19 protein-coding genes and 1 pseudogene are annotated in these 26,107 nt (G+C 68.3%); 14 read left to right on the top strand and 6 right to left on the bottom strand.

Annotation, left to right across the window (positions count from 1 at the left end; genetic code table 11):
* Positions 1–17: 17 nt before the first annotated feature.
* From CAL26_RS24085 to CAL26_RS24075, 3 genes are all read left to right on the top strand, one after another.
* On the top strand, positions 18–3,197 hold the full coding sequence (locus tag CAL26_RS24085) for an efflux RND transporter permease subunit (protein ID WP_094849190.1): 3,180 nt from the start codon (positions 18–20) through the stop codon (positions 3,195–3,197).
* Positions 3,194–6,361 carry an efflux RND transporter permease subunit gene (locus CAL26_RS24080; RefSeq protein ID WP_094849189.1) on the top strand — a complete coding sequence of 1,056 codons (3,168 nt, stop codon included), beginning with the start codon at positions 3,194–3,196 and terminating at the stop codon, positions 6,359–6,361. The genes CAL26_RS24085 and CAL26_RS24080 overlap by 4 nt, the downstream gene beginning before the upstream one ends.
* A gap of 122 nt (positions 6,362–6,483) precedes the next feature.
* Complete coding sequence (locus CAL26_RS24075) at positions 6,484–8,043, top strand: efflux transporter outer membrane subunit (RefSeq protein ID WP_143277514.1); 1,560 nt, start codon at positions 6,484–6,486, stop codon at positions 8,041–8,043.
* Here the strand turns inward: CAL26_RS24075 and CAL26_RS24070 are convergent.
* From CAL26_RS24070 to CAL26_RS24045, 6 genes are all read right to left on the bottom strand, one after another.
* Positions 8,015–8,989 (bottom strand): Nudix family hydrolase, encoded by a 975-nt coding sequence (locus CAL26_RS24070; RefSeq protein ID WP_094849187.1) that lies wholly within the window; start codon positions 8,987–8,989, stop codon positions 8,015–8,017. The genes CAL26_RS24075 and CAL26_RS24070 overlap by 29 nt on opposite strands.
* Positions 8,982–9,851 (bottom strand): ATP-binding protein, encoded by an 870-nt coding sequence (locus CAL26_RS24065; protein WP_094849186.1) that lies wholly within the window; start codon positions 9,849–9,851, stop codon positions 8,982–8,984. The genes CAL26_RS24070 and CAL26_RS24065 overlap by 8 nt, the downstream gene beginning before the upstream one ends.
* 23 nt (positions 9,852–9,874) lie before the next feature.
* Entirely contained in the window at positions 9,875–11,101 is a 1,227-nt protein-coding gene (argJ, locus tag CAL26_RS24060) for a bifunctional glutamate N-acetyltransferase/amino-acid acetyltransferase ArgJ (protein WP_094850061.1), read from the bottom strand.
* Between the two features lie 148 nt (positions 11,102–11,249).
* Positions 11,250–12,293 carry a hypothetical protein gene (locus tag CAL26_RS24055; protein WP_094849185.1) on the bottom strand — a complete coding sequence of 348 codons (1,044 nt, stop codon included), beginning with the start codon at positions 12,291–12,293 and terminating at the stop codon, positions 11,250–11,252.
* A 27-nt stretch (positions 12,294–12,320) separates the two neighbouring features.
* Positions 12,321–12,818: a MarR family winged helix-turn-helix transcriptional regulator gene (locus tag CAL26_RS24050; RefSeq protein ID WP_086067079.1), complete on the bottom strand. Its 498-nt coding sequence runs from the start codon at positions 12,816–12,818 to the stop codon at positions 12,321–12,323.
* Positions 12,815–13,768 carry an alpha/beta hydrolase gene (locus tag CAL26_RS24045; RefSeq protein ID WP_094849184.1) on the bottom strand — a complete coding sequence of 318 codons (954 nt, stop codon included), beginning with the start codon at positions 13,766–13,768 and terminating at the stop codon, positions 12,815–12,817. The genes CAL26_RS24050 and CAL26_RS24045 overlap by 4 nt, the downstream gene beginning before the upstream one ends.
* Positions 13,769–13,930: 162 nt before the next feature.
* Here CAL26_RS24045 and CAL26_RS24040 point away from each other — a divergent pair, with 162 nt between their 5' ends.
* The 11 genes and pseudogenes from CAL26_RS24040 to CAL26_RS23995 all read left to right on the top strand — a co-directional run bounded on the left by CAL26_RS24040 (position 13,931) and on the right by CAL26_RS23995 (position 26,093).
* The gene (locus CAL26_RS24040) at positions 13,931–15,094 is read left to right on the top strand and encodes an ABC transporter substrate-binding protein (protein ID WP_094849183.1); all 1,164 of its coding nucleotides are present in this window, start codon (positions 13,931–13,933) and stop codon (positions 15,092–15,094) included.
* Positions 15,095–15,101: 7 nt separating this feature from the next.
* Positions 15,102–16,022, top strand: a complete 921-nt coding sequence (locus CAL26_RS24035; RefSeq protein ID WP_086067076.1) for a branched-chain amino acid ABC transporter permease — start codon at positions 15,102–15,104, stop codon at positions 16,020–16,022.
* Between the two features lie 2 nt (positions 16,023–16,024).
* Positions 16,025–16,966: pseudogene (locus CAL26_RS28750) on the top strand (branched-chain amino acid ABC transporter permease); the annotation flags it as partial.
* Between the two features lie 114 nt (positions 16,967–17,080).
* Positions 17,081–17,842 (top strand): ABC transporter ATP-binding protein, encoded by a 762-nt coding sequence (locus CAL26_RS24030; RefSeq protein WP_256988681.1) that lies wholly within the window; start codon positions 17,081–17,083, stop codon positions 17,840–17,842.
* A 47-nt stretch (positions 17,843–17,889) separates the two neighbouring features.
* Positions 17,890–18,597, top strand: a complete 708-nt coding sequence (locus CAL26_RS24025; protein WP_373454524.1) for an ABC transporter ATP-binding protein — start codon at positions 17,890–17,892, stop codon at positions 18,595–18,597.
* A 298-nt stretch (positions 18,598–18,895) separates the two neighbouring features.
* Entirely contained in the window at positions 18,896–20,890 is a 1,995-nt protein-coding gene (gene siaA / locus CAL26_RS24020) for a biofilm regulation protein phosphatase SiaA (protein ID WP_094849182.1), read from the top strand.
* 17 nt (positions 20,891–20,907) lie between these two features.
* Positions 20,908–21,450: a biofilm regulation protein kinase SiaB gene (gene siaB, locus CAL26_RS24015; protein ID WP_094849181.1), complete on the top strand. Its 543-nt coding sequence runs from the start codon at positions 20,908–20,910 to the stop codon at positions 21,448–21,450.
* A gap of 27 nt (positions 21,451–21,477) precedes the next feature.
* Entirely contained in the window at positions 21,478–21,852 is a 375-nt protein-coding gene (gene siaC, locus CAL26_RS24010) for a biofilm regulation phosphoprotein SiaC (protein WP_094849180.1), read from the top strand.
* Entirely contained in the window at positions 21,852–22,652 is an 801-nt protein-coding gene (siaD, locus tag CAL26_RS24005) for a biofilm regulation diguanylate cyclase SiaD (RefSeq protein WP_094849179.1), read from the top strand. The genes siaC and siaD overlap by 1 nt, the downstream gene beginning before the upstream one ends.
* A 157-nt stretch (positions 22,653–22,809) precedes the next feature.
* Positions 22,810–25,239 (top strand): bifunctional salicylyl-CoA 5-hydroxylase/oxidoreductase, encoded by a 2,430-nt coding sequence (locus tag CAL26_RS24000; RefSeq protein WP_094849178.1) that lies wholly within the window; start codon positions 22,810–22,812, stop codon positions 25,237–25,239.
* Positions 25,236–26,093, top strand: a complete 858-nt coding sequence (locus tag CAL26_RS23995) for an SDR family NAD(P)-dependent oxidoreductase (RefSeq protein ID WP_094849177.1) — start codon at positions 25,236–25,238, stop codon at positions 26,091–26,093. Before CAL26_RS24000 ends, CAL26_RS23995 begins: the two co-directional genes overlap by 4 nt.
* Positions 26,094–26,107 lie beyond the last annotated feature (14 nt).

Raw genomic sequence — 26,107 nt, 5'->3', positions numbered from 1 at the left:
CCCGTGAGTTTCCGCCCATGAGCCCCTCTCGCGTCTTCATCCTGCGGCCGGTCGCCACCACATTGACGATGGTGGCGATACTGATCGCCGGCCTGATCGCCTACCGGCTGCTGCCGGTCTCCGCGCTGCCGGAAGTCGATTACCCGACCATCCAGGTGGTGACGCTGTATCCCGGCGCCAGCCCGGACGTGATGACGTCCCTGGTGACTTCGCCGCTGGAGCGGCAGTTCGGCCAGATGCCCGGCCTGAACCAGATGTCTTCCACCAGCTCGGGTGGGGCATCCGTCATCACCCTGCAGTTCACGCTGGACATCTCGCTGGACGTCGCGGAGCAGGAGGTGCAGGCCGCCATCAATGCGGCGTCCAACCTGCTGCCGACCGACCTGCCGCTGCCGCCTACCTACAACAAGGTCAACCCGGCCGACGCGCCGGTGCTGACCCTGGGCATCACGTCGCCGACCATGCCGCTGCCGCAGGTGCGCGACCTCATCGATACGCGCATGGCGCAGAAGCTGTCGCAGATTCCCGGCGTGGGACTGGTCAGCATCGCCGGCGGCCAGCGGCCGGCCGTGCGCATACAGGTGAATCCGCAGGCGCTGGCGGCCAACGGGCTGGCGATGTCGGACCTGCGCACCGCCATCGTGGCCGCCAACGTCAACCAGCCCAAGGGCAACCTGGACGGGCCGCGCCGGTCGACGACCATCAACGCCAACGACCAGTTGAAGGCGCCCACCGACTACAACGACCTGATCATCGCCTACCGCAACAATGCGCCGCTGCGGCTGTCGGACGTGGCCAAGGCGGTGCAGGGCGCGGAGGACGTGCGCCAGGCCGCCTGGGCCGGCGACAAGCCGGCGGTGCTGCTGAACGTGCAGCGGCAGCCGGGCGCCAACGTCATCGACGTGGTGAACCGCATCAATGCGCTGCTGCCGCAGTTGCGGGCGTCGCTGCCGGCCACGCTGGACGTGACCGTCGTGGCCGACCGCACCCAGACCATCCGGGATTCGATCAACGACGTGCGCTTCGAAATGCTGCTGTCGATCGGGCTGGTCGTCATGGTGACCTTCCTGTTCCTGCGCAGCCTGACGGCCACGCTGATCCCCAGCGTGGTGGTGCCGCTGTCGCTGATCGGTACGTTCGGCATCATGTACCTGGCCGGCTTCAGCATCAACAACCTGACCTTGATGGCACTGACCATCGCCACGGGCTTCGTGGTGGATGATGCCATCGTCATGATCGAGAACATCGCGCGCCATCTGGAAGAAGGCGAAACGCCCTTGCAGGCGGCCCTCAAGGGCGCGGGACAGATCGGCTTCACGCTGATCTCGCTGACGTTCTCGCTGATCGCGGTGCTGATCCCCCTGCTGTTCATGACCGAGGTGGTGGGCCGCCTGTTCCGCGAATTCGCCATCACGCTGGCGGTGTCCATCCTGATCTCGCTGCTGGTGTCGCTGACCTTGACGCCGATGATGTGCGCGCGGCTGCTCAAGCCCGAAGGCAAGCCCGCGCGCGACGCCGCGGGCCGGCCGCTGCCGGACGACGGCGTGCCCACGGCGCCGGGCCAGCCCGCGCGGCCGGTGGTTCACCATGGCCGCTTCCATCAATGGACGGGCGCGGCCATCGATCGCACGATCGCCGGCTATGACCGCATGCTGCGGGTGGTGCTGAACCACCAGCCCTTGACGCTGCTGGTGGCGCTGGCGACCTTCGCGCTGACGGTGCTGCTGTATGCCGTCGTGCCGAAAGGCTTTTTCCCGCCGCAGGACACGGGCCTGATCCAGGCCATCACGCAAGGGCCGCAGACGATTTCCTTCCAGGCCATGGCGGAACGCCAGCAGGAGGCCGCGCGTGTCATCCTGGCCGATCCGGACGTGCAGACCGTGTCGTCCTTCATCGGCGTGGACGGCAGCAACGCCACCCTGAGCGCCGGCCGCATCCAGATCTCGCTGAAGCCGCGCGAGCAGCGCGAAGGCTCCATGCCCGAAGTCCTGGCGCGCCTGCGCCAGTCGCTGGCCAAGGTGCAGGGCATGACGGTCTACATGCAGCCGGTGCAGGACCTGACCATCGAGGACCGCATCGCCCGCACGCAGTACCAGCTGACGCTGTCCAATCCCGACCTGCAGATGCTGAGCGCCTGGACGCCGCGCGTGGTCGAGCGGCTGCGCCAGCTGCCGCAACTGGCCGACGTCACCGACGACCTGCAGGACGGCGGCCTGGAGACGTATATCGATATCGACCGCGACGCGGCGTCGCGCCTGGGCATTACCGCGGCGGTGATCGACGAGGCCCTGTACAACGCCTTCGGGCAGCGCCTGATTTCCACCATCTTCACGCAATCGGCGCAGTACCGGGTCGTGCTGGAGGTGCAGCCGCAGTTCAGCCGCGGTCCCGACGCGCTGGCGCAGATCTACGTGCCCACGGCCGCCGGCACGCAGGTGCCGCTGACCAGCGTGGCGCACATCAGCGAATCCAGCACGGTGCTGGCGATCAACCGGCTGGACCAGTTCCCCATGGTGACGGTGTCGTTCAACCTGGCGCCGGGCGCATCGCTGTCGGACGCCGTGGCGGCCATCCATGACGCCGAGCAGGACATGGGCCTGCCCGCCGGCATCGAGACGCGTTTCCAGGGAGCCGCCCAGGCCTTCCAGAATTCGCTGACCAGCACGCTGTGGCTGATCCTGGCCGCGATCGTCACGATGTACATCGTGCTGGGGGTGCTGTACGAAAGCTTCATCCACCCGGTGACCATCCTGTCGACCCTGCCATCGGCCGGGGTGGGCGCGCTGCTGGCGCTGCTGCTGACGCGCACCGAGCTGGACATGATAGGCATCATCGGCATCATCCTGCTGATCGGGATCGTCAAGAAGAACGCCATCATGATGATCGACTTCGCGCTGGAAGCCGAGCGCAAGCGCGGCCTGGCGCCGCGTGAAGCCATCCACGAAGCGGCGCTGCTGCGCTTCCGGCCCATCCTGATGACGACGCTGGCCGCGCTGTTCGGCGCGGTGCCGCTGATGCTGTCGACCGGCACGGGATCGGAGCTGCGCCAGCCGCTGGGCCTGGTGATGGTGGGCGGGCTGCTGGTCAGCCAGGTGCTCACGCTCTTCACCACGCCGGTCATCTACCTGATGTTCGACCGCCTGGCGCGCCGCTGGAACAAGCGGTCGAGGACGGGCACCGCCGAGGCGCCGCGATGATCCTGTCGGCGCCCTTCATCGTGCGCCCGGTGGCGACCACGCTGCTGGCGCTGGCGGTCGTGCTGGCGGGCACGCTGGCCTTTCGCCTGCTGCCGGTGGCGCCGCTGCCCGAAGTGGATATCCCGACGATCTCCGTCACGGCCAGCCTGCCCGGCGCCAGTCCGGAAACCATGGCGTCCAGCGTGGCGACGCCGCTGGAGCGCGCGCTGGGCGCCATAGCCGGCGTGACCGAGATGACGTCCAGCAGCACGCAGGGATCGACGCGCATCACGCTGCAGTTCGACCTGAGCCGCGACATCGACGGCGCCGCGCGCGACGTGCAGGCCGCCATCAATGCGTCGCGCACGCTGCTGCCCAGCGGCCTGAAAAGCAATCCCACCTATCGCAAGGCGAACCCGTCGGCCGCGCCCATCATGACGCTGGCGCTGACGTCCAGCACGCATACGCAGGGCGAGCTGTACGACCTGGCGTCGACCATCGTGGCGCAGAAGCTGTCGCAGGTGAACGGCGTCGGGGACGTGACCGTGGGCGGCAGTTCGCTGCCGGCCGTGCGGGTCGAGGTCCTGCCCGGCGCGCTGACCAGTCGCGGCGTGTCGCTGGACGACGTGCGCACCGCGCTGTCGAATGCCAACGCCAACCGGCCCAAGGGATTCATCGAGAACGGTGAATACCAGTGGACCATCATGGCCAGCGACCAGCTGAGCAAGGCCGCGCAGTACCGGCCCCTGATCGTGGCCTGGCGCGATGGCGCGCCGGTGCGGCTGTCCGACGTCGCCACGGTCGAGGATTCGGTCGAGGACCTGTTCCAGACCGGCTTCTACAACGAGCGCAAGGCCATCCTGCTGATCGTGCGCCGCGAAGCCGCGGCCAACATCATCAAGGTCGTCGACGATCTGCGGGAAGAACTGCCGCAGCTGCAGGCGCAGATGCCCGGCGACGTGGAGATCCGGGTGGCGCAGGACCGTTCGCCCAGTATCCGCGCGTCGCTGCACGAGGCGGAGCTGACGCTGGCGATCGCCGTCGGCCTGGTGATGATCGTGGTGCTGGTATTCCTGCGGCGGGTGCGCGCGGCGCTGATCCCCAGCGTGGCGGTGCCGGTGTCGTTGATCGGCACCTTCAGCATCATGTACCTGTGCGGCTACACGCTGAACACCATTTCGCTGATGGCGCTGATCGTCGCCACCGGCTTCGTCGTCGACGATGCCATCGTGGTGCTGGAAAACATCATGCGCTACATCGAAAAAGGCATGCCGCCGGTGCGCGCCGCCATGCGCGGCGCGCGCGAGGTCGGCTTTACGGTGTTGTCGATGAGCCTGTCGCTGGTGGCCGTGTTCATTCCCATTTTGCTGATGGGCGGGGTGGTGGGGCGGTTCTTCCGCGAATTCGCCGTCACGCTGTCGGCGTCCATCCTGGTGTCGCTGGTGACGTCGCTGACGCTCACGCCCATGATGTGCGGCAAGCTGCTGCGCGCCGAACGCCCCGAAGGCGAGCGCGACGGCGCCGCCGGTGAAGACGGCGAGCGCCGTCCCGGCCGCGTCCGCGCGCTGCTGACGCGCATGGGCCAGTGGTCCGAGCGCGGCTTCCAGCGCCTGAGCGACGGCTATGCGCGCTCGCTGGGCTGGACGCTGAACCACGGGCCGCTGGTCATGGTGGTGCTGCTGCTGACTGTGTGCCTGAACGTGTACCTGTACGTCATCGTGCCCAAGGGCTTTTTCCCGAACCAGGATACGGGCCAGCTGCTGGGTTTTTTCCGGGTCGACCAGGGGACCTCGTTCCAGGCGACGGTGCCCAAGCTGGAATACATGCGCAAGGTCGTGCTGTCGGATCCCGCCGTGCAGAGCATGACCGGCTACGCCGGCGGGCGCGGCGGCAGCAACAGCAGCTTCATGCAGATCCAGCTCAAGCCGCTGTCCGAACGCGGCGTGTCGGCGGAAGTGGTGATCGAACGTTTGCGCGGGCGCTTGCAGAGCATTCCCGGCGCGCGCATGTTCCTGGTGGCGCAGCAGGATATCCGGATCGGCGGACGCGCCAGCAGTACCGGCTCGTACGACTATGCCTTGATGGCCAGCGATCTGTCGATGCTGCGCACCTGGATGCCGCGCGTGCAGCAGGCCCTGGCCACGCTGCCGGAACTGGTGGACGTGGATACGGACGTCGAGGACAAGGGCCAGCAGGTCAACCTGGTGATCGACCGCGAAGCGGCGACGCGGCTGGGGGTCAGCATGTCGGATATCTCGGCCGTGCTGAACAACTCCTTCAGCCAGCGGCAGGTGTCGGTCATGTATGGGCCGTTGAACCAGTATCACGTGATATTGGGCGTGCCGCAAAGTTTCGCGCAGGACGCGCAGTCGCTGCGCAAGGTCGACGTGGTGACCAGCACGGGCGCCCGCGTGCCGCTGGCGTCGTTCGCGTCCTTCGAGGTGGGTAGCGCGCCGCTGAGCGTGCAGCACCAGGGCTTGTTCGTGGCGGACACGATTTCGTTCAGCCTGGCCCCGGGCGTGTCGCTGGGCCAGGCCAGCGAGGCCATCGACAACGCCGTGGCGCGCATCGGCCTGCCGACGGACCAGATCCAGGCCAGCTTCCAGGGCACCGCGGCGGCGGCCCAGCAGACCCAGCAGCAGCAGCCCCTGCTGATACTGGCGGCGCTGGTCACCATGTATATCGTGCTGGGCATCCTTTACGAAAGCTTCGTGCACCCGTTCACGATCCTGTCCACCTTGCCGTCGGCCGGCATCGGCGCCTTGCTGGCGCTGATGGTGATGCGCAGCCAGTTCACGGTGATCGCGCTGATCGGCGTGTTCCTGCTGATCGGGATCGTCAAGAAGAACGCCATCATGATGGTGGACTTCGCGCTGGCCGCCGAACGCGGCCAGGGGCTGATGCCGCGCGAGGCCATCTTCCAGGCTTGCGTGACGCGTTTCCGCCCCATCATGATGACCACCCTGGCGGCCATCATGGGCGCGATTCCCCTGGTCGTGGCGACCGGCACGGGCGCCGAGATCCGCCAGCCGCTGGGCATCACCATCGTCGGCGGGCTGGTGGTCAGCCAGGTGCTGACCCTGTACACCACGCCCGTCGTTTATCTCTATCTGGATCGTTTGCGCCACTGGGCGCGGCGCCGCCGCGCCGCGCGCGCCGTCGCGCCTTCCACGGATTATTCATGAGCCGTTCGTTGACCCGTCCGTCGACCCTATCGTCGCAGCGTTCGTCGCATCGTTTCCCGGTCCGCCGCCGGCCGGGTCCATCCGGCGGCCGGCCGCCCGCCACGCTGGCGCGGCTGGTCGCGATGCTGGGCCTGTGCGGCGCCCTGGGCGCCTGCGCCGTCGGCCCCGATTACGTACGGCCGGCGCTGGACGTGGGTACGCAGTTCAAGGAAGGCCAGGAAGACACGCCAGGCTGGAGGCCCGCGCAGCCCAACGAACTGGCGGATCGCGGCGCGTGGTGGCGGGTCTATCAGGATCCCATCCTGGACGACCTGATGCGGCAGCTGGACGCGGCCAACCTGGACATCGCGCAGGCGGAGGCCAACTATCGCCAGGCCCAGGCGCTGGTGCGCGGCGCGCGCTCGGCCTTGTTCCCGACCGTGGGCGTGGGCGCGGGCGTGACCCGTTCGGGCGGCGGCGGGGGTTCGTCGGGCGCGGGCGGTGGCGGTACCGTGGGCAATACCTATTCGCTGACCGGGTCGGTCAGCTGGGAAGCCGATATCTGGGGATCGGTGCGGCGCTCCGTCGAAGCCAGCCGGGCCGGGGCGCAGGCCAGCGCCGCGGACCTGGCGGCCGCGCGGCTCAGCGCGCAAAGCACGTTGGCGCAGAACTACTTCCAGCTGCGCGTGCTGGACGAGCAGGACCGCCTGCTGCGCGAAACCGTGGAGACCAACGAGAAGTCCCTGCAGTTGACCGTGAACCGCTACAACGCCGGCGTGGCCGCCAAGTCCGACGTGGCGGTGGCCCGCACGCAGCTGGAGAACACGCGCGCGCAGTGGGTGGACCTGGAATGGCAGCGCGGGCAGTTCGAGCACGCCATCGCCGTGCTGGTCGGCCAGCCGCCGTCGAAACTGTCGCTGTCGCGCATGCCTTTCACGCAGAAGGTGCCGGCCATCCCGGTCGGCCTGCCGTCGCAGTTGCTGGAGCGCCGACCCGACGTCGCCGGCGCGGAACGCCGCACGGCGCAGGCCAATGCGCAGATCGGGGTGGCGCAGGCGGCCTGGTTCCCGGACCTGACGCTGAGTGCCGACGGCGGCTTTCGCAGCGGGCAGTTCGCGCAGTGGCTGACCGCGCCGGCGCGCTTCTGGTCGATCGGGCCGGCCCTGGCGCAGACGCTGTTCGACGCCGGCTTGCGGGCGTCGCAGGTCGAATCGGCGCGGGCGGCGTACGACGCGCAAGCGGCCGCCTACCGGCAGGTTGTGCTGGGCGCGCTGCGCGAGGTGGAAGACACCATGATCCAGCTGCGGGTCTACGACCGCGAACAGCAGGTGCAGCAACGGGCGCTGGAAGCGGCGCGCGAGTCGCTGCAGCTGACGCGGAATCAATACCAGCAAGGGCTGGTGGATTATCTGAGCGTGGCGGTGCTGGAAAACACCGCCTTGAGTTCGGAACGGCAGGCGATTTCGCTGATGGGCAACCGGCTGGTCGCCAGCGTGCAGCTGATCGCCGCGCTGGGCGGCGGCTGGGACGGCGACGTCGATGCGCCGGTGATGTCGCAGGCGTCCGCGACGACGGGGACGCCGGCGCCAACGTCAGCGCCAACGTCGCCGGCACCAGCGCCGGCGCCAACGCCAACGCCAACACCGACGCCGGCGCCGTCGCCAACGCAGGCGCCTATGCCTGCGCCGGAAAAACGGCCCTGATCGCCGCGATGCCGTGGGCGCCGTGCTCTCGCGCCGCGGCGAGGGTATCCGGTCCCTGTCCGCCGATCGCATAGGCGGGCAGGCCGGCATCCCGGTTGATGTCCATGAAGGCTTGCCAGCCCAGGCCCGCCTGTCCCGGATGGCTGGCGGTTTCGGCCACCGGGCCCACCACCGCGAAATCCGCATCCAGCGTCCGCGCCTGCGCCATCTGCGCGGCGTCATGCACCGATACGCCCACCCAGTAGCCGTCGCGCGCCAACGGCCGCTGCGCCAGCGCCGCGGCATCCGCCGCGCGCAAGTGCACGCCATCGGCCTCCGTCCACCAGGCCCGTGGATGCGCGCTGTTCACCAGCACGCGCGCCCCGGCCTGCCGGCATGCGCGCAGGACTTCCTGCAAGGCCTGGTGCAGGCTGGCGGATGCGGGGCCGTCCGGCCAAGCCGGTTCGCGCAGCTGTACCAGCCGCACCCCGCACCCCAGGGCATGGCGCAGACGCGCCATGAAGCCCGGCAGCCCCGCCGGAGCGCCGATGTTGCTGATGCCGTAGATATCCGGCAGTCGCAGCCAGCGCAATGGCGGCAAGGTCGCGGGCAGCAATTGCCCCACACTCTGCGCATGCGCCGGATCCACCCATTCCAGTTGCTGGTTTTCCAGGCCGCGCGGCTCGCCCCGCCAGCCGGTCACCCGGCAGAAGGCCAGGCGCACGGTGGTATGGGGATAGGCATGCACGTAGGTGACCCAGCGCGTCGCCGCGGTCACCTGGATGCCCAGCTCTTCATCCAGCTCGCGCGCCAGCGCCTGCAGCACGCTTTCGCCGGGCTCGAGCTTGCCGCCCGGCAATTCCCACCAGCCCGCCCAGGGCTTGCCTTCCGGCCGTTGCCCCAGCAGCAGCTTGCCATCCGGCCGCAGGATCAGGCCGGCCGCGACGTCGAGTATCTGTTCAGACATGCCGCGCCGCCCAGTCGCGCGCGAACTGGTACGCCACGCGGCCCGACCGCGAGCCGCGCTCGATGGTCCACTGCAGCGCCTCGGTGCGGGATTCCTCGATGTGCTCTTCCGGGCAACCCAGTTCGCGCAGCCAGTGGCGCACGATGTCCAGGTAGTCGTCCTGGCGGAAGGGATAGAAGGACAGCCACAGTCCGAAGCGTTCGGACAGCGAGATTTTTTCTTCCACGGTTTCGCCGGGATGGATCTCGCCGTCAGGCTGGTGCTTGGCCTGCAGGTTTTCGCTCATGTATTCCGGCATCAGGTGCCGGCGGTTGGACGTGGCGTAGATCAGCACGTTGTCGCCCGACGCCGCCACCGAGCCGTCCAGCACGGACTTGAGCGCCTTGTAGCCGGCTTCGCCTTCTTCGAAGGACAGGTCGTCGCAGAACACGATGAAGCGTTCCGGCCGCGTATCGACCAGTTCGACGATGTCCGCCAGGTCGCCCAGGTCGGATTTGTCGACCTCGATCAGGCGCAGGCCGCGCGGCGCGTACGCGGCCAGCATGGCCTTGACCAGGGAGCTCTTGCCGGTGCCGCGCGCGCCGGTCATCAGCACGTTGTTGGCGGGCTTCCTGTCCAGGAACTGCTGGGTATTGCGATCGATGATGGCCTTCTGGCGCTCGATGTGCTGCAGGTCTTCCAGATCGATGCGGGCGACGTGCCGCACGGCGTCCAGCCAGCCGCGCGAGCCGCGCTTGCGCCAGCGGAAGGCGTGCGCGTTCCAGTCGATCTCCGGCGGCGCGGGGGGAAGATAGGCTTCGAGTTGCGCCAGCACGCGCTCGGCGCGGGCGATCAGGGTGGTGAAGTCGGGAGCAGCGTTCACGAGCGTGATTCCAAGTGCTTCGATCAGGACCGGTAGTCCGCGTTGATGCTGACGTACTCGTGCGAGAAGTCGCAGGTGTACACGGTGTCGGCGACCTGGCCGCGGCCAAGCGCGATGCGCACCAGGATCTCGGCCTGCTTCATCACCCGCTGGCCGTCTTCTTCCTGGTAGTCGGGGTTGCGGCCGCCCTGCGTGGCGACCAGCACGTCGTCCAGCCACAGGCGCAGATGGCTGACGTCCAGATCGTCGATGCCGGCATAGCCCACCGCCGCCAGGATGCGGCCCAGGTTGGGATCGGATGCATAGAACGCCGTCTTGACCAGCGGCGAATGGGCCACGGAGTAGGCGACCTTCAGCGCTTCTTCGGTGGTGCCGGCTTCTTCCACGCGGATGGTGATGAACTTGGTGGCGCCTTCGGCGTCGCGCACGATCTTCTGCGCCAGTTCGGCGGCGGCGTCGCCCAGGGCCTTGGCCAGTTCCGCATAGTGCGGATCGTTTTCGCTGTCCACGCGCAGGCCCGACTGGCCGGTGGCGATCACGATGAAGGAATCGTTGGTGGAGGTATCGCCGTCGACGGTGATGCGGTTGAAGGACCGATCGGCGATCTGGCGCGTCAGCTTCTCCAGCAAGGGGCGCGCGAAGCCGGCGTCGGTCGCCAGGAAGCCCAGCATCGTCGCCATATTCGGCCGAATCATGCCGGCGCCCTTGCTGATGCCCGTGATGGTGACCGTCTTGCCGCCGATGGTCCTGCGCGAAGAGGCGATCTTGGGCAGGGTGTCGGTGGTCATGATGCCATGCGCGGCATTCATCCAGTTGTCCGGCCCCAGCGCCGCAATGGCGCGCGGCAGGCCGGCGACCAGGCGGTCGACCGGCAGGGGCTCCAGGATCACCCCGGTGGAAAAGGGCAGGACCTGGGTCGGCTTGATGTTCAGCAGGCCGGCCAGCGCCTTGCAGGTTTCGTGCGTGCGGGCGAGGCCGTCCGCCCCCGTGCCCGCATTGGCATTGCCGGTATTGATCACCAGCGCAGTGATGGCGTCGCCGCTCGCCAGATGGCTTTCGCACACCTGAACGGGCGCGGCGCGGAAGCGGTTGCGCGTGAACACCCCCGCCACGGTCGCGCCGCCGGCCAGGCGGAATACGGTCAGGTCCCGCCGTCCGGCCTTGCGGATGCCGGCTTCGGCGACGCCGATCTCGACGCCGGCCACGGGAAAAATTTCGGATTCGGAAGGGATCTTCAGGTTGACGGCCATGTATGCGGTCTCTGTGGCGGTCGCGGCGGACCGGCGGTGGACGAATCGCCGCCCCTTGCGTCGGGCGTGCATGCCCGCGACGGCGCGCGTAAGCGGCGGAAAAGTCGCCTATTATCCCAGCCTTTTGCGCCAGGACTGTTAACCCGTGCTAAGGCGTGGTGCCGATGGCCGCGACGTCCAGCACGCCGGCGGCGCGGTTGCTCATCACGCCGCGCACCGTGCCGTCCGGCGCCTGCAGCACCGATTTGCCCGACGGCACATCGTCGCCGTCGTCGCGTCCGGCGGAGCGGCCGCGCGAAGGGCTGAAGACCAGGTCGCCCGGCTTGGCGCCGGCCACCGCCGCGCCGGCCGTCGCCACCCGCGTGCCGGCGGGATAGGTCAACGGTCCCAGCACGTACTCCCGGGCCAGGCTGCCTTCGAACCACACCAGCTTGCGCGCGCGGTCCAGCCGCAGGTCCGCCTTGAGCAGCGGCATGCCGGCGATCGAGGAAGCTTCGCTGCCATCGGTACGCAGCAGCCAGCCGTCCACATGCTGGAAGTCGCTGGCCGGGCGGGCGCCCTGGCGCAGCGCGACCCAGGTGCCGGCCGGCAAGGGCTGTCCATCCAGCTGGTTGCCCGCCGCCAGGTGGCAGCTGCTGAAGCGCAGGGCGCCGTCTTCGCCCGGCTTGAATTCCACCTTGTGCCCGCGCGTGCAGCGCCAGCCGTCGGCGGCTTCGTCCACCGGCAAGGTGCCGGACGCGCCGGTGGCGCGGTATTCCCGCGCGCCGGCCTTGGCCAGGTAGCGCTGCAGGCCGATCACGGGCATGCCGGCGACGGGCACCGGGCGCGGAAAGCGCGCCATTTCGAAGGTGTCGGCTTGTCCGGCCACTCGCACCAGCAGGCGCGTGCCGGCCGGCATATCGATGCCCGCCAGCGTGCGCGGGCCGTCCAGGACCATGGTGTGGGCGGCTTCTTCCGCGGCGGCCTCGCGGCCGTCGATCCAGTGCAGCGCGAGGCGCGCCGGGAAGATGCCGCCGATCACGGCCAGGGCCAGCATCGCCACCGCGTTGCTGCGCGGCCGGGCGCGCAGGCGCAGCCGGGCCTGCCGGTTGGTGCAGAGCACGGCGATCCACGTCAGCAACGTCGCCAGGCAGACCAGCGAAACGGCCAGCATGGGATAGAAGTTGCCGCCGGGCAGCGCGACCGGAATCATCGGGGTTTTGACGGATCGTTGAGGAAGTCAGGTGGACGGCCGCGCGCGGGCGCGGCTGGCCACGACCTGGAGTTTAAGCTCTCCGAGCGTCTGAAAGAGCGCGTGGCGGCTGCTTTCCGGTAAACCCGACAATAAATCCTTGACCCAGGCCTCGTGCGCCCGCGCCATGCGGGCGAAGGTCCTGCGTCCCAGGGGGGTCAGCTTGATCAGCGAGCTGCGGCGGTCGGAGGCCACCTTGGTGCGCATGACCAGGCCTTCCTTTTCCAGCTGATCGGTGATGCCGGTGATATTGCCGTTGGTCACCATCATGTGGCGCGACAGCTCGCCCATCTTCATGCCCTTGGGCGCGCGCTGCAGTTGCGCCATCAGGTCGAAGCGCGGCAGGGTGGTGTCGAACTCGGCGCGCAGGCGGCCGCGGATTTCGCCTTCCACCAGATTGGCGCAGGTCAGCAGGCGCAGCCAGAGGCGCAGCGCGTGATGGTCGTCCGGCGCGGCGCGCGACTCCAGGTCGGGGGCCTGGGTCATGGCTGCGGCGCGGCGCCGTGGGTCGGCCGGGCCGGTTGCGCCGCCGCGTCCGGGCCTGGCGCGGACAATCCCATCTGGGCGAAGATGGCGCGGGTGATCGGCGCGTCCGGGTCGTTCAGGCGCAGCACGATGTCGAAGTGGTTGCTGCCCGGGGTCGCCACGTAACGGGCGTCGCCCCCGCGGGCGCGCAGCGCGTCCACGTAATCGCGGGTCTGCCGCTTGAACTCGTCGGTTTCGTTCGCGCCATGGCTGGCGACCAGCGGACAGGGCCTGGCCGGCAGGTGCAGCATCGGGCTGTTGCGGGCGGCGTCTTCCGGCGTCAGGCGCATCCAGTCATTGATGTGCGTATGCACCAGCGGCGTCAGGTCGAAGAGTCCGGACAGCGGCGCGGCGCCACGCACGATATCGGCGGGCACGCCATAGCGGGCCTGCCAGTCGTCGGTCAGCAGCATGCCGGTCAGGTGGCCGCCGGCCGAACTGCCGCCGACGTGGATGCGGGCGGGATCGCCGCCATGGGCGGCGACGTTGCGGTGCAGCCAGGCCATGGCGCGGCGTATCTGGTCGACGATATGGTCCAGCGTGACCGCCGGCGCCAGCGAATAGTTCACCGCCACCAGCATGGCGCCGGCGCGCGTGAAGGCGGGCGCCATGCCGCTGGAATCGTCCTTGGACAGCAGGCGCCAATAGCCGCCGTGCAGGAAGACGAAGACCGGCGTCGGGCATCCGGACGCGGTTTCACCGTTGGCGGCGTTGGCGGCGGGGAAGATATCCAGCGTTTCGTCCGGATGATCGCCATAGGCCACGTCCAGCACGCAGGGCAGCGTGGCGCGCGCCCGCGCGCTTTCTTCGGCATACTGGCGCGTGATGGCGCTGAAATCCGGTACCGTGGCGCGTGCGTTGTACTGGTCGTCCAGCGCGGCGCGATCGTAGTCGCGATAGAGAGTGGCCATGGGGGTATTGGTAAAAACCCTAGACTTGTTCCGCACATTACTTTAAACCTAAACTATGTCGGACGCCAGCGCGCAGGGGGAAATTTCGAGCGCCGGCGGTCTCTGGAATCGCATCCCACACTTTCAAGAACCGGCCGGCGCGGCTCGCGCCAGGAGCATCGCATGCGTTTCATCCCGTCTCTACTCGCGGCCATCGCGCTGCTGCCCGGCATCGCTTCCGCGGACGCCATCAAGGTCGGCATCGCCAATGACATTTCCGGCCCGTTCTCGGCCCTGGGCGCCGAAGCGCGTGATGGCTTCAACCTGGCCATCAAGCAACTGGGCGGCAAGCTGGGCGGCCAGCCCGCCGAATTCCTGCAGACCGACATGGGCGGCAATCCGGACCAGGCGCGCCAGCTGGTGACCCGCTACATCCAGCGTGAAAAGGTCGATTTCTTCACCGGGCCGATAGGCTCGAACGTGGCGCTGGCCGTCGGCCCCGCGCTGTTCGCCGCCAAGGTGCCCTATCTGTCCAACAATCCCGGTCCCAGCCAGTATGCCGGCGAGCAATGCAACGCCTACTGGTTCGGCACGGCCTACCAGAACGACGCCTTCCATGAGGTCGCCGGCAAGATGGCGGCCGATCGCGGCTACAAGAAGATGCTGATCATCGCGCCCGATTACCCCGCGGGCCGCGATGCCTTGACCGGCTTCAAGCGCGGCTACAAGGCGCCGGTGGCCGACGAGATCTACACCAAGCTGGGCCAGCTGGACTATGCCGCAGAACTGGCGCAGGTGCGCGCCGCCAAGCCGGATGCCGTCTACATCTTCCTGCCCGGCGGCATGGGCATCAACTTCATCAAGCAGTTCGTCGGCGCGGGGCTGAAGAACGGTATCGCACTGGTCGGCCCGGGGTTTTCCGCCGACGAGGACGTGATCCAGGCCGTGGGCGCCGACATGGTGGGCATGTACAACACCGCGCAATGGGCGCATGACCTGGACGTGCCGGCCAACAAGGACTTCGTCGCCGCCTTCCGCAAGGAATACAACGGCCGCTATCCCTCGCTGTACGCGGCGCAGGCCTACGACGTGATCATGGCCATGGACGCGGCGGTGCGCCAGAGCGGCGGCAAGGCGTCGGATCGCCAGGCCATCATCGCGGCGCTGGCCAAGGCGGACTTCCCGTCGGTGCGCGGCAAGTTCACCTACGGCGTCAACCACTATCCCATCCAGGCGTACTACACGCGCGTGGTGGACAAGGACGGCAGCGGCCGCGTGACCAACAAGCTGGTGGGCAAGACCGTGGATCATTACCAGGACGTCTACGTCGGCCAGTGCAAGCTCTGACGGCGCCATGGGATACACGCTGGTTCTGGAGCAGCTGCTGAACGGCCTGCAGTTCGGGTTGATGCTGTTCCTGATCGCCGCCGGACTGACGCTGGTGTTCGGGATCATGGACATCCTGAACCTGGCCCACGGTTCGCTTTACATGGCGGGCGCCTATGTCGCCGCGGAAACGATGCAGCGCACCGGCTCTTTCCTGGCCGCCGTGTGCGTGGCCGCGGTGGCCACAGGGATCATCGGCGCGCTGCTGGAACTGGTGCTGATACGCCGGCTGGCGGTGCGCGACCACCTGGCGCAGGTGCTGGGCACGTACGCGGTGATCCTGATCGCCGGCGACCTGGTCAAGATGATCTGGGGGCCCGCGCCCGTGATGCTGGCCACGCCGGCCGCGCTGAGCGGGCCGGTGCGGCTGTTGCCCGACCTGATGTATTCCTCCTACAGGCTGATGATCATCGCCGTGGGACTGCTGGTGGCGCTGGGCCTGTATGCCTTCGTCACCCGCACCCGCGCCGGCGTGCTGGTGCGCGCGGGGGCGTCCAATCGCCAGATGGCCACCTTGATGGGCGTGCGTGTGCCCCTGCTTTTCCTGGGCGTTTTCTGCCTGGGCGCCATGCTGGCCGCGGTGGCCGGCGCGCTGCTGGGGCCCCTGACGGCCGTCCAGGTGGGCATGGGCGAAGACATCCTGATCCTGGTCCTGGTGTGCATCGTGATCGGCGGCATCGGCTCCATACGCGGCGCGTTCGTCGGCGCCTTGCTGGTCGGCATGGTGGATACCGCCGGGCGCGCCTTTCTGCCGCTGCTGTTGCGGCAGGTCTTCGCGCCATCGGTGGCCGGCAGCGTCGGCCCGACGCTGGCCGCGCTGTCCATTTACCTGTTGATGGCGGTGGTCCTGGTGTTCCGGCCCGCCGGCCTGTTTCCCGCGCGCGGTTGATCATGCGGCATACATGGCTGTGGGCGGTGGCGGGTGTGGCGGTACTGGCCTTGTTCCCGCTGGTGGCGCCGATGGTGGGCCTGGACTTCTATATTTCCTTCGTCCGGCGCGTGCTGATTTTCGCGCTGGCGGTGGCGGGCTTGAATCTGGTGCTGGGCTATGGCGGCATGGTCGCCCTGGGGCATGCCGCCTTTTTCGGGGCGGGGGCCTACGCGGCCGCGATGCTGGGCGTGGCCGGCGTGCGCTCCGCCTTTGTGGTCTGGCCGGCGGCCGTCGCGCTGGCAGGCCTGCTGGCGTGGATCATAGGCGCGATCTCGCTGCGCACGCGTGGCGTGTACTTCATCATGATCACGCTGGCCTTCGCGCAGATGTTGTTCTACGTCTTCATTTCGTTGCGCCAGTATGGCGGCGAGGATGGCCTGAACCTGCCGGGGCCGGTCGCCTTGCCGGGCGTCGACCTGGGCGCCGACGTGCCGTTCTACTACACGGTGCTGCTGCTGTTCGTGGCGCTGTCGGCGCTGCTGAACCGGCTGGTGGCTTCGCGTTTCGGCGCCGCCCTGCAAGGCGTGCGCGAAAACGAGTCTCGCATGGCGGCCCTGGGCTACCCGGTCTATCGCATCAAGCTGACGGCCTTCGTCATCGGCGGCGCGGTCGCCGGCCTGGCCGGCGCCTTGCTCGCCAACAACAATCTGTTCGTATCGCCCAACCTGATGCATTGGACCCAGTCGGCCAATCTGCTGATCATGGTGCTGGTGGGGGGCATGGGGTACCGCTATGGCGGCCTGGCCGGCGCGGCGCTGATGCTGACGCTGGAAGAAGTGCTGCGGATGTGGACGGAGTACTGGCATTTGCCGCTGGGGCTGGTGCTGCTGCTGGTGGTCTTCGCCGCGCCGCGCGGCCTGGCGGGGCTGTTGGCGCCATGGTTCCGCGCGCGCGGCCATGCGCCGGATGCCGACGAGGCGCCGCCGCGGGCCGCGGCGCCGCCCACGCCCGCGACCCATGTCACGGCGGGCAGGCCGACCGCGGCGGTCCCGTCCGCCGACGCCGCGACCCCGGCGCTGCAGGCCCAGGGGCTGGTGAAGCGCTTCGGCGCCCTGGTGGCGACCGACTCCCTGTCGCTGACCCTGTTGCCGGGCGAGATACACGCGGTGATCGGCCCGAATGGCGCCGGCAAATCCACCCTGATCCATCTGCTGTCCGGCACGCTGCCGCTGGATGCCGGCGTGCTGCTGCTGAATGGCGTGGACACCACGCGCATGCCGGCGCATCGCCGCGTGGCCGCCGGCCTGTCGCGTTCCTACCAGATCACCAACGTTTTCAAGCGCTTACCGGTCCGGGACAATCTGCTGCTGGCCGTCCAGGCCCATGACGGCGGCGGCCTGGGCGGCTGGCGCCCGCGCGCGGACGACCGCGCCCTGTACGCCGCCGCGCAGGCGCTGGCGCGGGAATGCGGCCTGGAGCCGGGCCAGCTGGACCGGGTGGCCGGCACCCTGCCGCACGGCGAGCAGCGCAAGCTGGAATTCGCCTTGGCGCTGGCCGCGCGGCCCAGCGTGCTGCTGCTGGACGAGCCGATGGCCGGCATGGGGCCGGATGAAACCGCCCGGCTGACCGACCTGATCGAAACCATGCGCGGGCGCGCCGCCATGCTGCTGGTCGAACACGACATGGAAGCCGTATTCCGCCTGGCCGACCGCATTTCGGTGCTGGTCTACGGCCGCATCATCGCCACGGGAACGCCGGACCAGATCCGCAACGATCCGGCCGTGCGCCAGGCCTACCTTGGAGACGAGATGGACGCAAGCCCGCTCGCCGCGGCATGACCTCCGGCGCCGATCGCCGCCCGGCGGACGGCGCGCCGCTGCTGGAAATGCACGGCGTGCAGAGCGGCTATGGCGCCAGCCAGGTGCTGTTCGGCGTGGACCTGTCCATCGGCGCCGGCGAAGTCGTCACGCTGCTGGGGCGCAACGGCATGGGCAAGACCACGCTGCTGCGCACGCTGTACGGGCAACTGCCGCTGAAATCCGGCCGCATCGGTTTCGGCGGCCAGGAGATCGGCGGCTGGGCCACCGACCGCATCGCCCGCGCCGGCATCGCCATCGTGCCGGAAGGGCGGCAATGCTTTCCCAACCTGACCGTGCGCGAACACCTGACCGCCTTCGCTACCCGGCGCGGCCGCCTTGCCGCGCCCGCCGATGCGGCGAGCTGGACGCCCGAGCGGGTCTGCGCCATGTTTCCGCGACTGGCCGAACGCGCCGGCCACATGGGCAACCAGTTGTCCGGCGGCGAACAGCAGATGCTGGCCATCGGGCGGGCGCTGGTCACCAACCCGCGCCTGCTCATACTCGACGAGGCCACGGAGGGCCTGGCCCCCAAGGTGCGCGAGGAAATCTGGGCCTGCCTGGCGCGCCTGCGCGCGGCCGGCCAGACCATCCTGGTCATCGATAAATACGTGGACAGGTTGCTGGCCCTGGCCGACCGCCACGTCATCCTGGAGCGCGGCCGCATCGTCTGGACCGGCGATTCCGGCGCGCTGGACGCGGATCGCGGCCTGTGGACGCGTTACCTCGGGGTGTGATCCGCCTTCGCGCCTGGCCAGGTTCGCCCCCGGGCGGCGCGCAGGCGTTTTTTCCCGGCGACGTAAAGAAACGACATTAAGGCGTACACGGTCGCTCTTTTGCGCCGCCACGACACAAGTCCGCCCGCTAAGCCGCTTGGAGCGGCCATAATTGCCTTTTTTTCAGGGGTAATCCGCAAGGATCGGCCCTCTACACTTAGACTCGACCGTACGTGGCCCCGCGGGGGCGCGGCGCCGGTCGGACACCACAGCCGTGTCGATGCATCGTGCAGTAGCGGCCTGGTGGAAGGAAAAGTTCATGGCGAAGTTAGGTTTGCGAGCAAAGTCCTTGCTCGCCCTGGTGCTGGCATGCCTGCTGGCGCTGATCCCCACCGTTTTGCTGGGCTGGCACGCCATGGAGCAGGTGCGCGAGCACTTCGGCCGGGCCTATGCCGACAATTTCGCCTTGCTGAGCCGCCAGCGCATCCTGGCGCCGATCACGCGCGAGCTGGCGCTGTCGCAGCGGCTGGTCGATTCGCAGTTGACCACCGAGTGGATGCTGGACGAAGACAACGCCGCCAAGCGCGCGCGCTTCTTCAAGGAGGCCGAAGGCTATCGCGGCGCCTTGCGTTCGCATGCCTATTTCCTGATCAACGCCGCCAGCGGCAAGTACTACTTCAACGAAGCGGACAAGCCGTTTTCCGACGCGCCGCGCTATCAGCTGCGGCCCAACGATCCGGAAGACCGCTGGTTCTACGACAGCCTGAAGGCGCCGGCCGGTTACAACATCAACGTCAATCCGGACGCCAAGCTCAAGCTGACGCGGGTCTGGTTCAACGTCATCCTGCGCCATGACGGCCAGCCGCTGGCCATCGGCGGCGCCAGCCTGGACCTGAGCGAGTTCCTGCGGGAATTCGTCGGCAGCGGCGAGCCTGGCGTGACCCCGATGATCATTGATGAGCAGGGCAACATCCAGGCTCACCCCGACCCCACGCTGATCGATTTCAATTCGGGGGTGGCGGCCGGCGGCGCGGAAAAGCGTGGCCGGGTGTTCACCCTGATCCAGGATGACGCCGGCCGGGCGGCGATGGAGCAGGCGCTGCGCGACGCGCCGAAAACGCCGGATCTCGCCCAGAACATCTGGGTGCGCATGCAGGGCAAGCGCCAGCTGATGTCGGTCTCCTACGTCCCCGAATTGCACTGGTACGTGCTGGCGGCCGTCGACCTGCACGCCGCGCGTATCGTCGATACCGCCGGGCTGTGGCCCGCGGCGGCCGCGCTGGTCCTCCTGATCGGCGGCCTGCTGGCCGCCTTCGGTTACGCCGTCAACCGCCTGGTGCTGCGGCCCATCCGCAACCTGCAGCAGTCGGCGCGGGCCATCGCCGATGGACGCTACGACGTGCGCCTGCCGACGGGAGGCGCCGACGAGATCGGCGACCTCAGCCGCGCGTTCGGCGTCATGGCCGAAAAGGTCCGCACCCATACCCAGGAACTGGAAAGCAAGGTGCGCGAGCGCACCCGGGCGCTGGAAGCCGCCAACCAGGCCATGGCCAGCGCCAACAAGAAGATCGGCGATTCCATCGACTATGCCAGCCTGATCCAGCAGGCCATCCTGCCGCGGCGGCAGATGGCCCAGTCCCTGGGCGCGCGCCACTTCGTCATGTGGAAACCGCGCGACGTGGTGGGCGGGGATTTCTATGTCTTCCAGGCCGACGGCGACAACTGCCTGCTGGGCGTCATGGATTGCGCCGGCCACGGCGTGCCGGGCGCGCTCATGACCATGCTGGTGCGGGCCGCCGTGGACGTGGCGATCGCCGAAGCCGGGCCGTCCGACCCGGCCGGCATCCTGACGCGCACCGACGCCGCCATCCGGGGCATGCTGGCCGATATGCAGCTGCCCAACGCCCTGGCCACCAACACCGACGCCGGACTCGTTTATATTGACCGCGCTGCCGGCCATGTGTTGTTTTCCGGCGCCAAGATTTCGCTATACGAAAGCGACGGGGTCGAGTGCCGCGAATATCGCGGGGCGCGCCGCGCGCTGGGGGACAAGCGCCAGGGCGAATACGACAACCTGACGCTGCCCCTGCGGGCGGGAATGACGTTTTACCTGAGTACCGACGGGTTCCTGGACCAGGCGGGAGGAGAACATGGGTTTGGCTTCGGCAGTACGCGATTCACCACCATGCTGACGGAAATTGCCCGTCTGCCGCTGGGCGCGCAGGCCGAAGCGCTGGATCGCGCCCTGCATGAATACCGGGGCGACTTGCCCCAGCGCGACGACATCACCATACTTTCCTTTCGCTTCGAATAACTTCCAGACGGATAGCCATGAAAGCTTCGGATCTTTATGCGCTGCGAGAGCGGTTCAATCAGGACCGCACGCTGCTTTGTTTCAACGGGCCGATCTCGCGCAGCCTGATCGAGGAAATCGGCAACGCCCTGAAGAACTACCTGGAGACGCAGGAGGCCCGTCCGGCCGAAGCCATGGACGTGTTCTCCGCTTATATCGAGATGACGCAGAACATCCGGCAATACGCCCTGCAACAGGGCTATGGCGACACCGACGCGGCGGCCACGGTGGTGATATCGCGAGACCAGGAAGGCCGTTACACGGTCAGCGCCGGCAATCGCGTGGAGCCCGCCGACGGCGAGCGGCTGGTGGCGCGGGTGCATCAGCTGGCCGGCATGGACAAGGCTGAACTGAAGGCCGCCTACAAGACACAGCTGCGCCAGCCGCGCGACCCGGCCGCCACCACCGGCGCCGGCCTGGGCCTGATCGACCTGGCGCGGCGCGCCACGGCCGGCCTCGAGGCTTCACTCAGCAGCCATGGCGACGGCCGTGCGTTTTTCAGCCTGAGCGTCGTCATCTGATCCGAATTGCCTCGAGCAACAACGCAAATGAAAGAACTCAATATTCCCGCTTCCCAATCCACGCCGTCCATCGTGACCGACAGCGAGAACGGAAGCCTGCATCTCAGCGGTGATTCCTATCCGGAAAACTCCTTCGAGCTGTTCGGCCCGGTTATCCAATGGGTCGACGAGTATCTGGCTTCCACGCAGCGCGGGCTGGCCGTTACGCTCGAGTTGCAGTACCTGAATACCAGCAGCGTGAAGGCCGTGATGGACATCTTCGACCTGCTGGAGGCCGCGCACGACGGCGGCCACCAGGTCTCCGTCACCTGGTACTACGACAGCCGCAACGAGCGGGTGGGCGAACTGGCCGAAGAGTTCAAGGAAGATTGCTCCTTCCCCTTCACGGTGGTCGGCCGCTGATGAAGAAGCGCTACCAGGATCTGGAGGCGCGCATCCAGTCCATGCTGGATGAGCCCGCCTACGCCGATCACCCGCTACGGGGGGTGCTCGCGGATCTGTGGCAGCACACCAATGAACAACTGGACCGGATCGAACGGATCTCGTATCTGTCCGACGCCTTCCAGATGATGGCCCGCCAGCGCGAGCTGGGGCTGGTGGCGCGCTATGACCGCGAACTGAAGCGGCTGGCCAAACTGGTGCGCATTTCCGACGGCTACCAGGAAATGATGCGCGACATGAACGCCGCGCTCAAGGAATCGTCCATCCGCGATCCGCTGACCAATCTGTTGAACCGGCGCGCGCTGATGGAGCGCATGAAGGAACTGTCCCTGACGGCCGATGCGGAGCAGCCCGCCTTCGTGGTGGCCATGCTGGACGTGGATCATTTCAAGCGCATCAACGACCGTTACGGCCACGACGCCGGCGACCGGGCGCTGACCCGCCTGGCGGACATCATGCGGGCCGCGGTGCGGGACAGCGACGACGTCGCGCGCTGGGGCGGCGAGGAATTCCTGGTCTTGCTGCCCAATATCAGCCTGGAAGAAGGCGAGGCCGTCATCGACCGCATCCTGGCGGGCGTGCGCGGCAACACCATCGAAGTCGAAGGCGAACAACTGCTGCTGACGGTCAGCGTCGGCATGGCCCTGCACCGCAACGGCGAAAGCGTTTCCACCACGCTGAGCCGGGCCGATCGGGCCCTTTATCTGGCCAAGCAGGCCGGCCGCGACCGCGTCGCCCTGGAGCGCCGCCCGGCCGCCTAGCACCGGCGGATCGCGACCTTCCACCCGCGCGCGCCGCGCGCCATCTCCGCAGAAACCCGTGTTGCACGCGGCTTCGCTCCGGGTATATATTTCAAGCCTAAACTATCCAGGCTTGAAACTCTCGGCCCTCGCGGCTGACCCGATCGCAGGTGACGCAATGAAGATAGTGTGCCTGGGCGGCGGCCCAGCCGGCCTGTATTTCGGTCTGTTGATGAAACTGCGCGACCCGGCCAATGACGTCACGGTGGTCGAGCGCAACCGTCCGTACGACACCTTTGGCTGGGGCGTGGTCTTTTCCGACGCCACCATGGAAAACCTGCGCCGCGCCGATCCCGTGTCCGCGCGGCAGATCAGCGACGCCTTCAATCATTGGGATGACATCGACATCCATTTCAAGGGCCGGACGCTGCGCAGCGGCGGCCACGGCTTCATCGGCATCGGCCGCAAGAAGCTGCTGAACATCCTGCAGGCCCGTTGCGAGGAAGTCGGCGTCAAGCTGGTATTCGAGACCGTGGTGGAGGACGACCAGGCGCTGGCGCGGCAGTACGACGCGGACCTGGTGATCGCTTCGGACGGCATCAACAGCCGCGTCCGCGCCGCCTATGCCGAGACCTTCGAGCCCGACATCGACCAGCGCCTGAACCGTTTCGTGTGGCTGGGGACGGAAAAGGCCTTCGACGCCTTCACTTTCGCCTTCGTCCAGACGCCGCATGGCTGGTTCCAGGCGCATGCGTATCGCTTCGAGCCGGGCCTGTCCACCTTCATCGTCGAAACCCCCGAGGCCACCTGGCGCGCGGCCGGGCTGGACACGATGACGCAGGAAGAAGGCATCCGCTATTGCGAAACCCTGTTCGCGCCCTGGCTGGACGGCAAGCCGCTGATGAGCAATGCCGGGCACCTGCGCGGTTCGGCGATCTGGATCCGCTTTCCGCGCGTGATCTGTCACCACTGGGTGCACTGGAACCGGCTCGACACCGAGCGCGGCCAGCGTGACATACCCGTCGTGCTGATGGGCGACGCCGCGCACACCGCGCATTTCTCCATCGGCTCGGGCACCAAGCTGGCGCTGGAGGATGCCATCGAGCTGGCCGACCAGTTGACGGCGCCGGCGACGCCGGCGCTCGGCCATGCCATCGATGACTGCCACGGCGACCACAGCGACCATGGCGCCGCCGCTCATCTGCGCGTCGCGTTGCAGCGCTACGAAGACATCCGCGGCGTCGAAGTCCTGAAGATCCAGAACGCCGCGCGCAACTCCACCGAGTGGTTCGAGCACGTCGACCGTTACGCCTGCCTGGAGCCCGAGCAGTTCGCCTATTCCCTGCTGACGCGCTCGCAGCGGATTTCACACGAGAACCTGCGCCTGCGCGATCCTGCCTGGTTGCAGGACTACGAGCACTGGCTGGCGGCGCGCGTCGGCGCCGACGGCGGGGCGTCCAATCGCCCGCCGCTGCCCATGCTGACGCCGTATGAAGCGCGCGGCGTGCGGCTGAAGAACCGTATCGTGGTGTCGCCGATGGCCATGTACGCCTGCACCGATGGCGTGCCGGGCGATTTCCATCTGGTGCATCTGGGCGCCAGGGCGCTGGGTGGCGCGGGACTCGTCATGGTGGAAATGACCTGCCCGTCGGCGGATGCCCGCATCACCCCGGGTTGCCCGGGCCTGTGGAACGACGAGCAGGCACGGGCGTTCGCCCGCATCGTCGCTTTCGTGCACGGCAACAGCGATGCCCGCATCGGCATCCAGCTGGGACATGCCGGACGCAAGGGCTCCACGCAGGTGGGCTGGCAACAGATGGATCACCCTTTGCCGGAGGGCAACTGGCCGCTGCTGTCTGCGTCGGCCATGCCTTATCTGCCAGGGCTTTCGCAGGCGCCGAAAGCGATGACGCGCCAGGACATGGACCGCGTGCGCGACGATTTCGTCGCGGCGACGCGGCGCGCGGCCGCGGCTGGCTTCGACTGGCTGGAACTGCATTGCGCGCACGGCTATCTGCTGTCCAGCTTCATCTCGCCGCTCACCAACCGGCGCGACGACGAATACGGCGGCGACCTGGACGCGCGGCTGCGCTATCCGCTGGAGGTCTTTGCCGCCGTGCGCGCCGCATGGCCGGCCAAGCTGCCGATGTCGGTGCGGATTTCGGCCCATGACTGGGTGGAAGGCGGCATCACCGCGGATGACGCCGTGGAGATCGCGCGGCGCTTCAAGGCGGCCGGCGCCGATATGATCGACTGCTCCTCGGGACAGGTCAGTCCCGACCAGCATCCCGTATACGGGCGCATGTACCAGACGCCTTTCGCCGACCGCATCCGCAATGAGGCCGGCATACCCACCATCGCGGTGGGCGCGATCTTCGAGGCCGATCACGTGAACGGCATCATCGCGTCGGGGCGCGCGGACCTGTGCGCGCTGGCGCGCCCGCACCTGGCCGACCCGGCCTGGACGCTGCGGGAAGTCGCGCGCGTGGGCTATACCGGCATCGACTGGCCGGTGCATTACCTGGCCGGCAAGCGCCAGCTGGAAACCAATTTCGCCCGCGCCGCCGCCGTCGCCGCGCCGGCGGGTGACGCCAGGAGCGATGCATGAGCGCGGACCAAAACACGCACGACGAATCCGCGGCCGGCGCGGCCGCCGGCGATCCGCGGGCCGATACCTCGCTGGCCGGCCGCCATGCCCTGGTCACCGGCGGCGGCCGCGGCATCGGTCTGGCCATCGCCGAACGGCTGCTGCGCGACGGCGCCGCCGTCACGCTGCTGGGCCGCGACGCGGCGTCCCTGGAACAGGCCGCGGACGCGCTCGCGCGGCGGCATACCGCCACCGCCCGCGTCCAATGGCAGGCCGCCGACATCACCGACCCCGACGCGCTGGCCGGCGCCTTCGCATGGGCGGCCGACGCATCCGGTCCCGTCGGCATCCTGGTCAACAACGCCGGCCAGGCGCGCAGCGAACGCTTCGACCGCACCGACGCCGCCTTGTGGGCAAGCATGCTGGCGGTCAACCTGACCGGCACCTTCCACTGCATACAGGCCGCGCTGCCCGGCATGCTGGCCGCGCGCTGGGGCCGTATCGTCAACGTCGCCAGCACGGCGGGCCTGGCCGGCTATGCCTACGTCAGCGCGTATTGCGCGGCCAAGCACGGCGTCATCGGACTGACCCGCGCGCTGGCGCTGGAAACCGCCGCCAAGGGCGTCACGGTAAACGCGGTATGCCCGGGCTACACCGACACCGACATCGTCCGCGACGCCGTGCGCAACATCGTGGCCAAGACCGGCATGGACGAAGCAGGCGCACGCGCCCGGCTGGCCGAACGCAATCCGCAGGGCCGGCTGGTGCAGCCGAGCGAGGTCGCCCACGCCGTGGCATGGCTGTGCCAGCCCGGCGCGGGCGCGATCAATGGCCAGGCCATCCCGGTGGACGGCGGCGAAATCATGGCGGGATAGCGTGAACGCGACCG

The organism is Bordetella genomosp. 9 (assembly GCF_002261425.1).
GTDB lineage: Bacteria > Pseudomonadota > Gammaproteobacteria > Burkholderiales > Burkholderiaceae_B > Bordetella_C.
This window is presented reverse-complemented; position numbering and strand designations above follow the sequence as displayed.

What these genes read in the sequence shown, in the direction of transcription:
- CAL26_RS24085 (WP_094849190.1), top strand. Translation starts at nt 18, where the DNA reads ATGAGCCCCTCTCGCGTCTTCATCCTGCGGCCGGTCGCCACCACATTG.
- CAL26_RS24080 (WP_094849189.1), top strand. Translation starts at nt 3,194, where the DNA reads ATGATCCTGTCGGCGCCCTTCATCGTGCGCCCGGTGGCGACCACGCTG.
- CAL26_RS24075 (WP_143277514.1), top strand. Translation starts at nt 6,484, where the DNA reads ATGCTGGGCCTGTGCGGCGCCCTGGGCGCCTGCGCCGTCGGCCCCGAT.
- CAL26_RS24070 (WP_094849187.1), bottom strand. Translation starts at nt 8,989, where the DNA reads ATGTCTGAACAGATACTCGACGTCGCGGCCGGCCTGATCCTGCGGCCG.
- argJ (WP_094850061.1), bottom strand. Translation starts at nt 11,101, where the DNA reads ATGGCCGTCAACCTGAAGATCCCTTCCGAATCCGAAATTTTTCCCGTG.
- CAL26_RS24055 (WP_094849185.1), bottom strand. Translation starts at nt 12,293, where the DNA reads ATGATTCCGGTCGCGCTGCCCGGCGGCAACTTCTATCCCATGCTGGCC.
- CAL26_RS24050 (WP_086067079.1), bottom strand. Translation starts at nt 12,818, where the DNA reads ATGACCCAGGCCCCCGACCTGGAGTCGCGCGCCGCGCCGGACGACCAT.
- CAL26_RS24045 (WP_094849184.1), bottom strand. Translation starts at nt 13,768, where the DNA reads ATGGCCACTCTCTATCGCGACTACGATCGCGCCGCGCTGGACGACCAG.
- CAL26_RS24040 (WP_094849183.1), top strand. Translation starts at nt 13,931, where the DNA reads ATGCGTTTCATCCCGTCTCTACTCGCGGCCATCGCGCTGCTGCCCGGC.
- CAL26_RS24035 (WP_086067076.1), top strand. Translation starts at nt 15,102, where the DNA reads ATGGGATACACGCTGGTTCTGGAGCAGCTGCTGAACGGCCTGCAGTTC.
- CAL26_RS24025 (WP_373454524.1), top strand. Translation starts at nt 17,890, where the DNA reads ATGCACGGCGTGCAGAGCGGCTATGGCGCCAGCCAGGTGCTGTTCGGC.
- siaA (WP_094849182.1), top strand. Translation starts at nt 18,896, where the DNA reads ATGGCGAAGTTAGGTTTGCGAGCAAAGTCCTTGCTCGCCCTGGTGCTG.
- siaB (WP_094849181.1), top strand. Translation starts at nt 20,908, where the DNA reads ATGAAAGCTTCGGATCTTTATGCGCTGCGAGAGCGGTTCAATCAGGAC.
- siaC (WP_094849180.1), top strand. Translation starts at nt 21,478, where the DNA reads ATGAAAGAACTCAATATTCCCGCTTCCCAATCCACGCCGTCCATCGTG.
- siaD (WP_094849179.1), top strand. Translation starts at nt 21,852, where the DNA reads ATGAAGAAGCGCTACCAGGATCTGGAGGCGCGCATCCAGTCCATGCTG.
- CAL26_RS24000 (WP_094849178.1), top strand. Translation starts at nt 22,810, where the DNA reads ATGAAGATAGTGTGCCTGGGCGGCGGCCCAGCCGGCCTGTATTTCGGT.
- CAL26_RS23995 (WP_094849177.1), top strand. Translation starts at nt 25,236, where the DNA reads ATGAGCGCGGACCAAAACACGCACGACGAATCCGCGGCCGGCGCGGCC.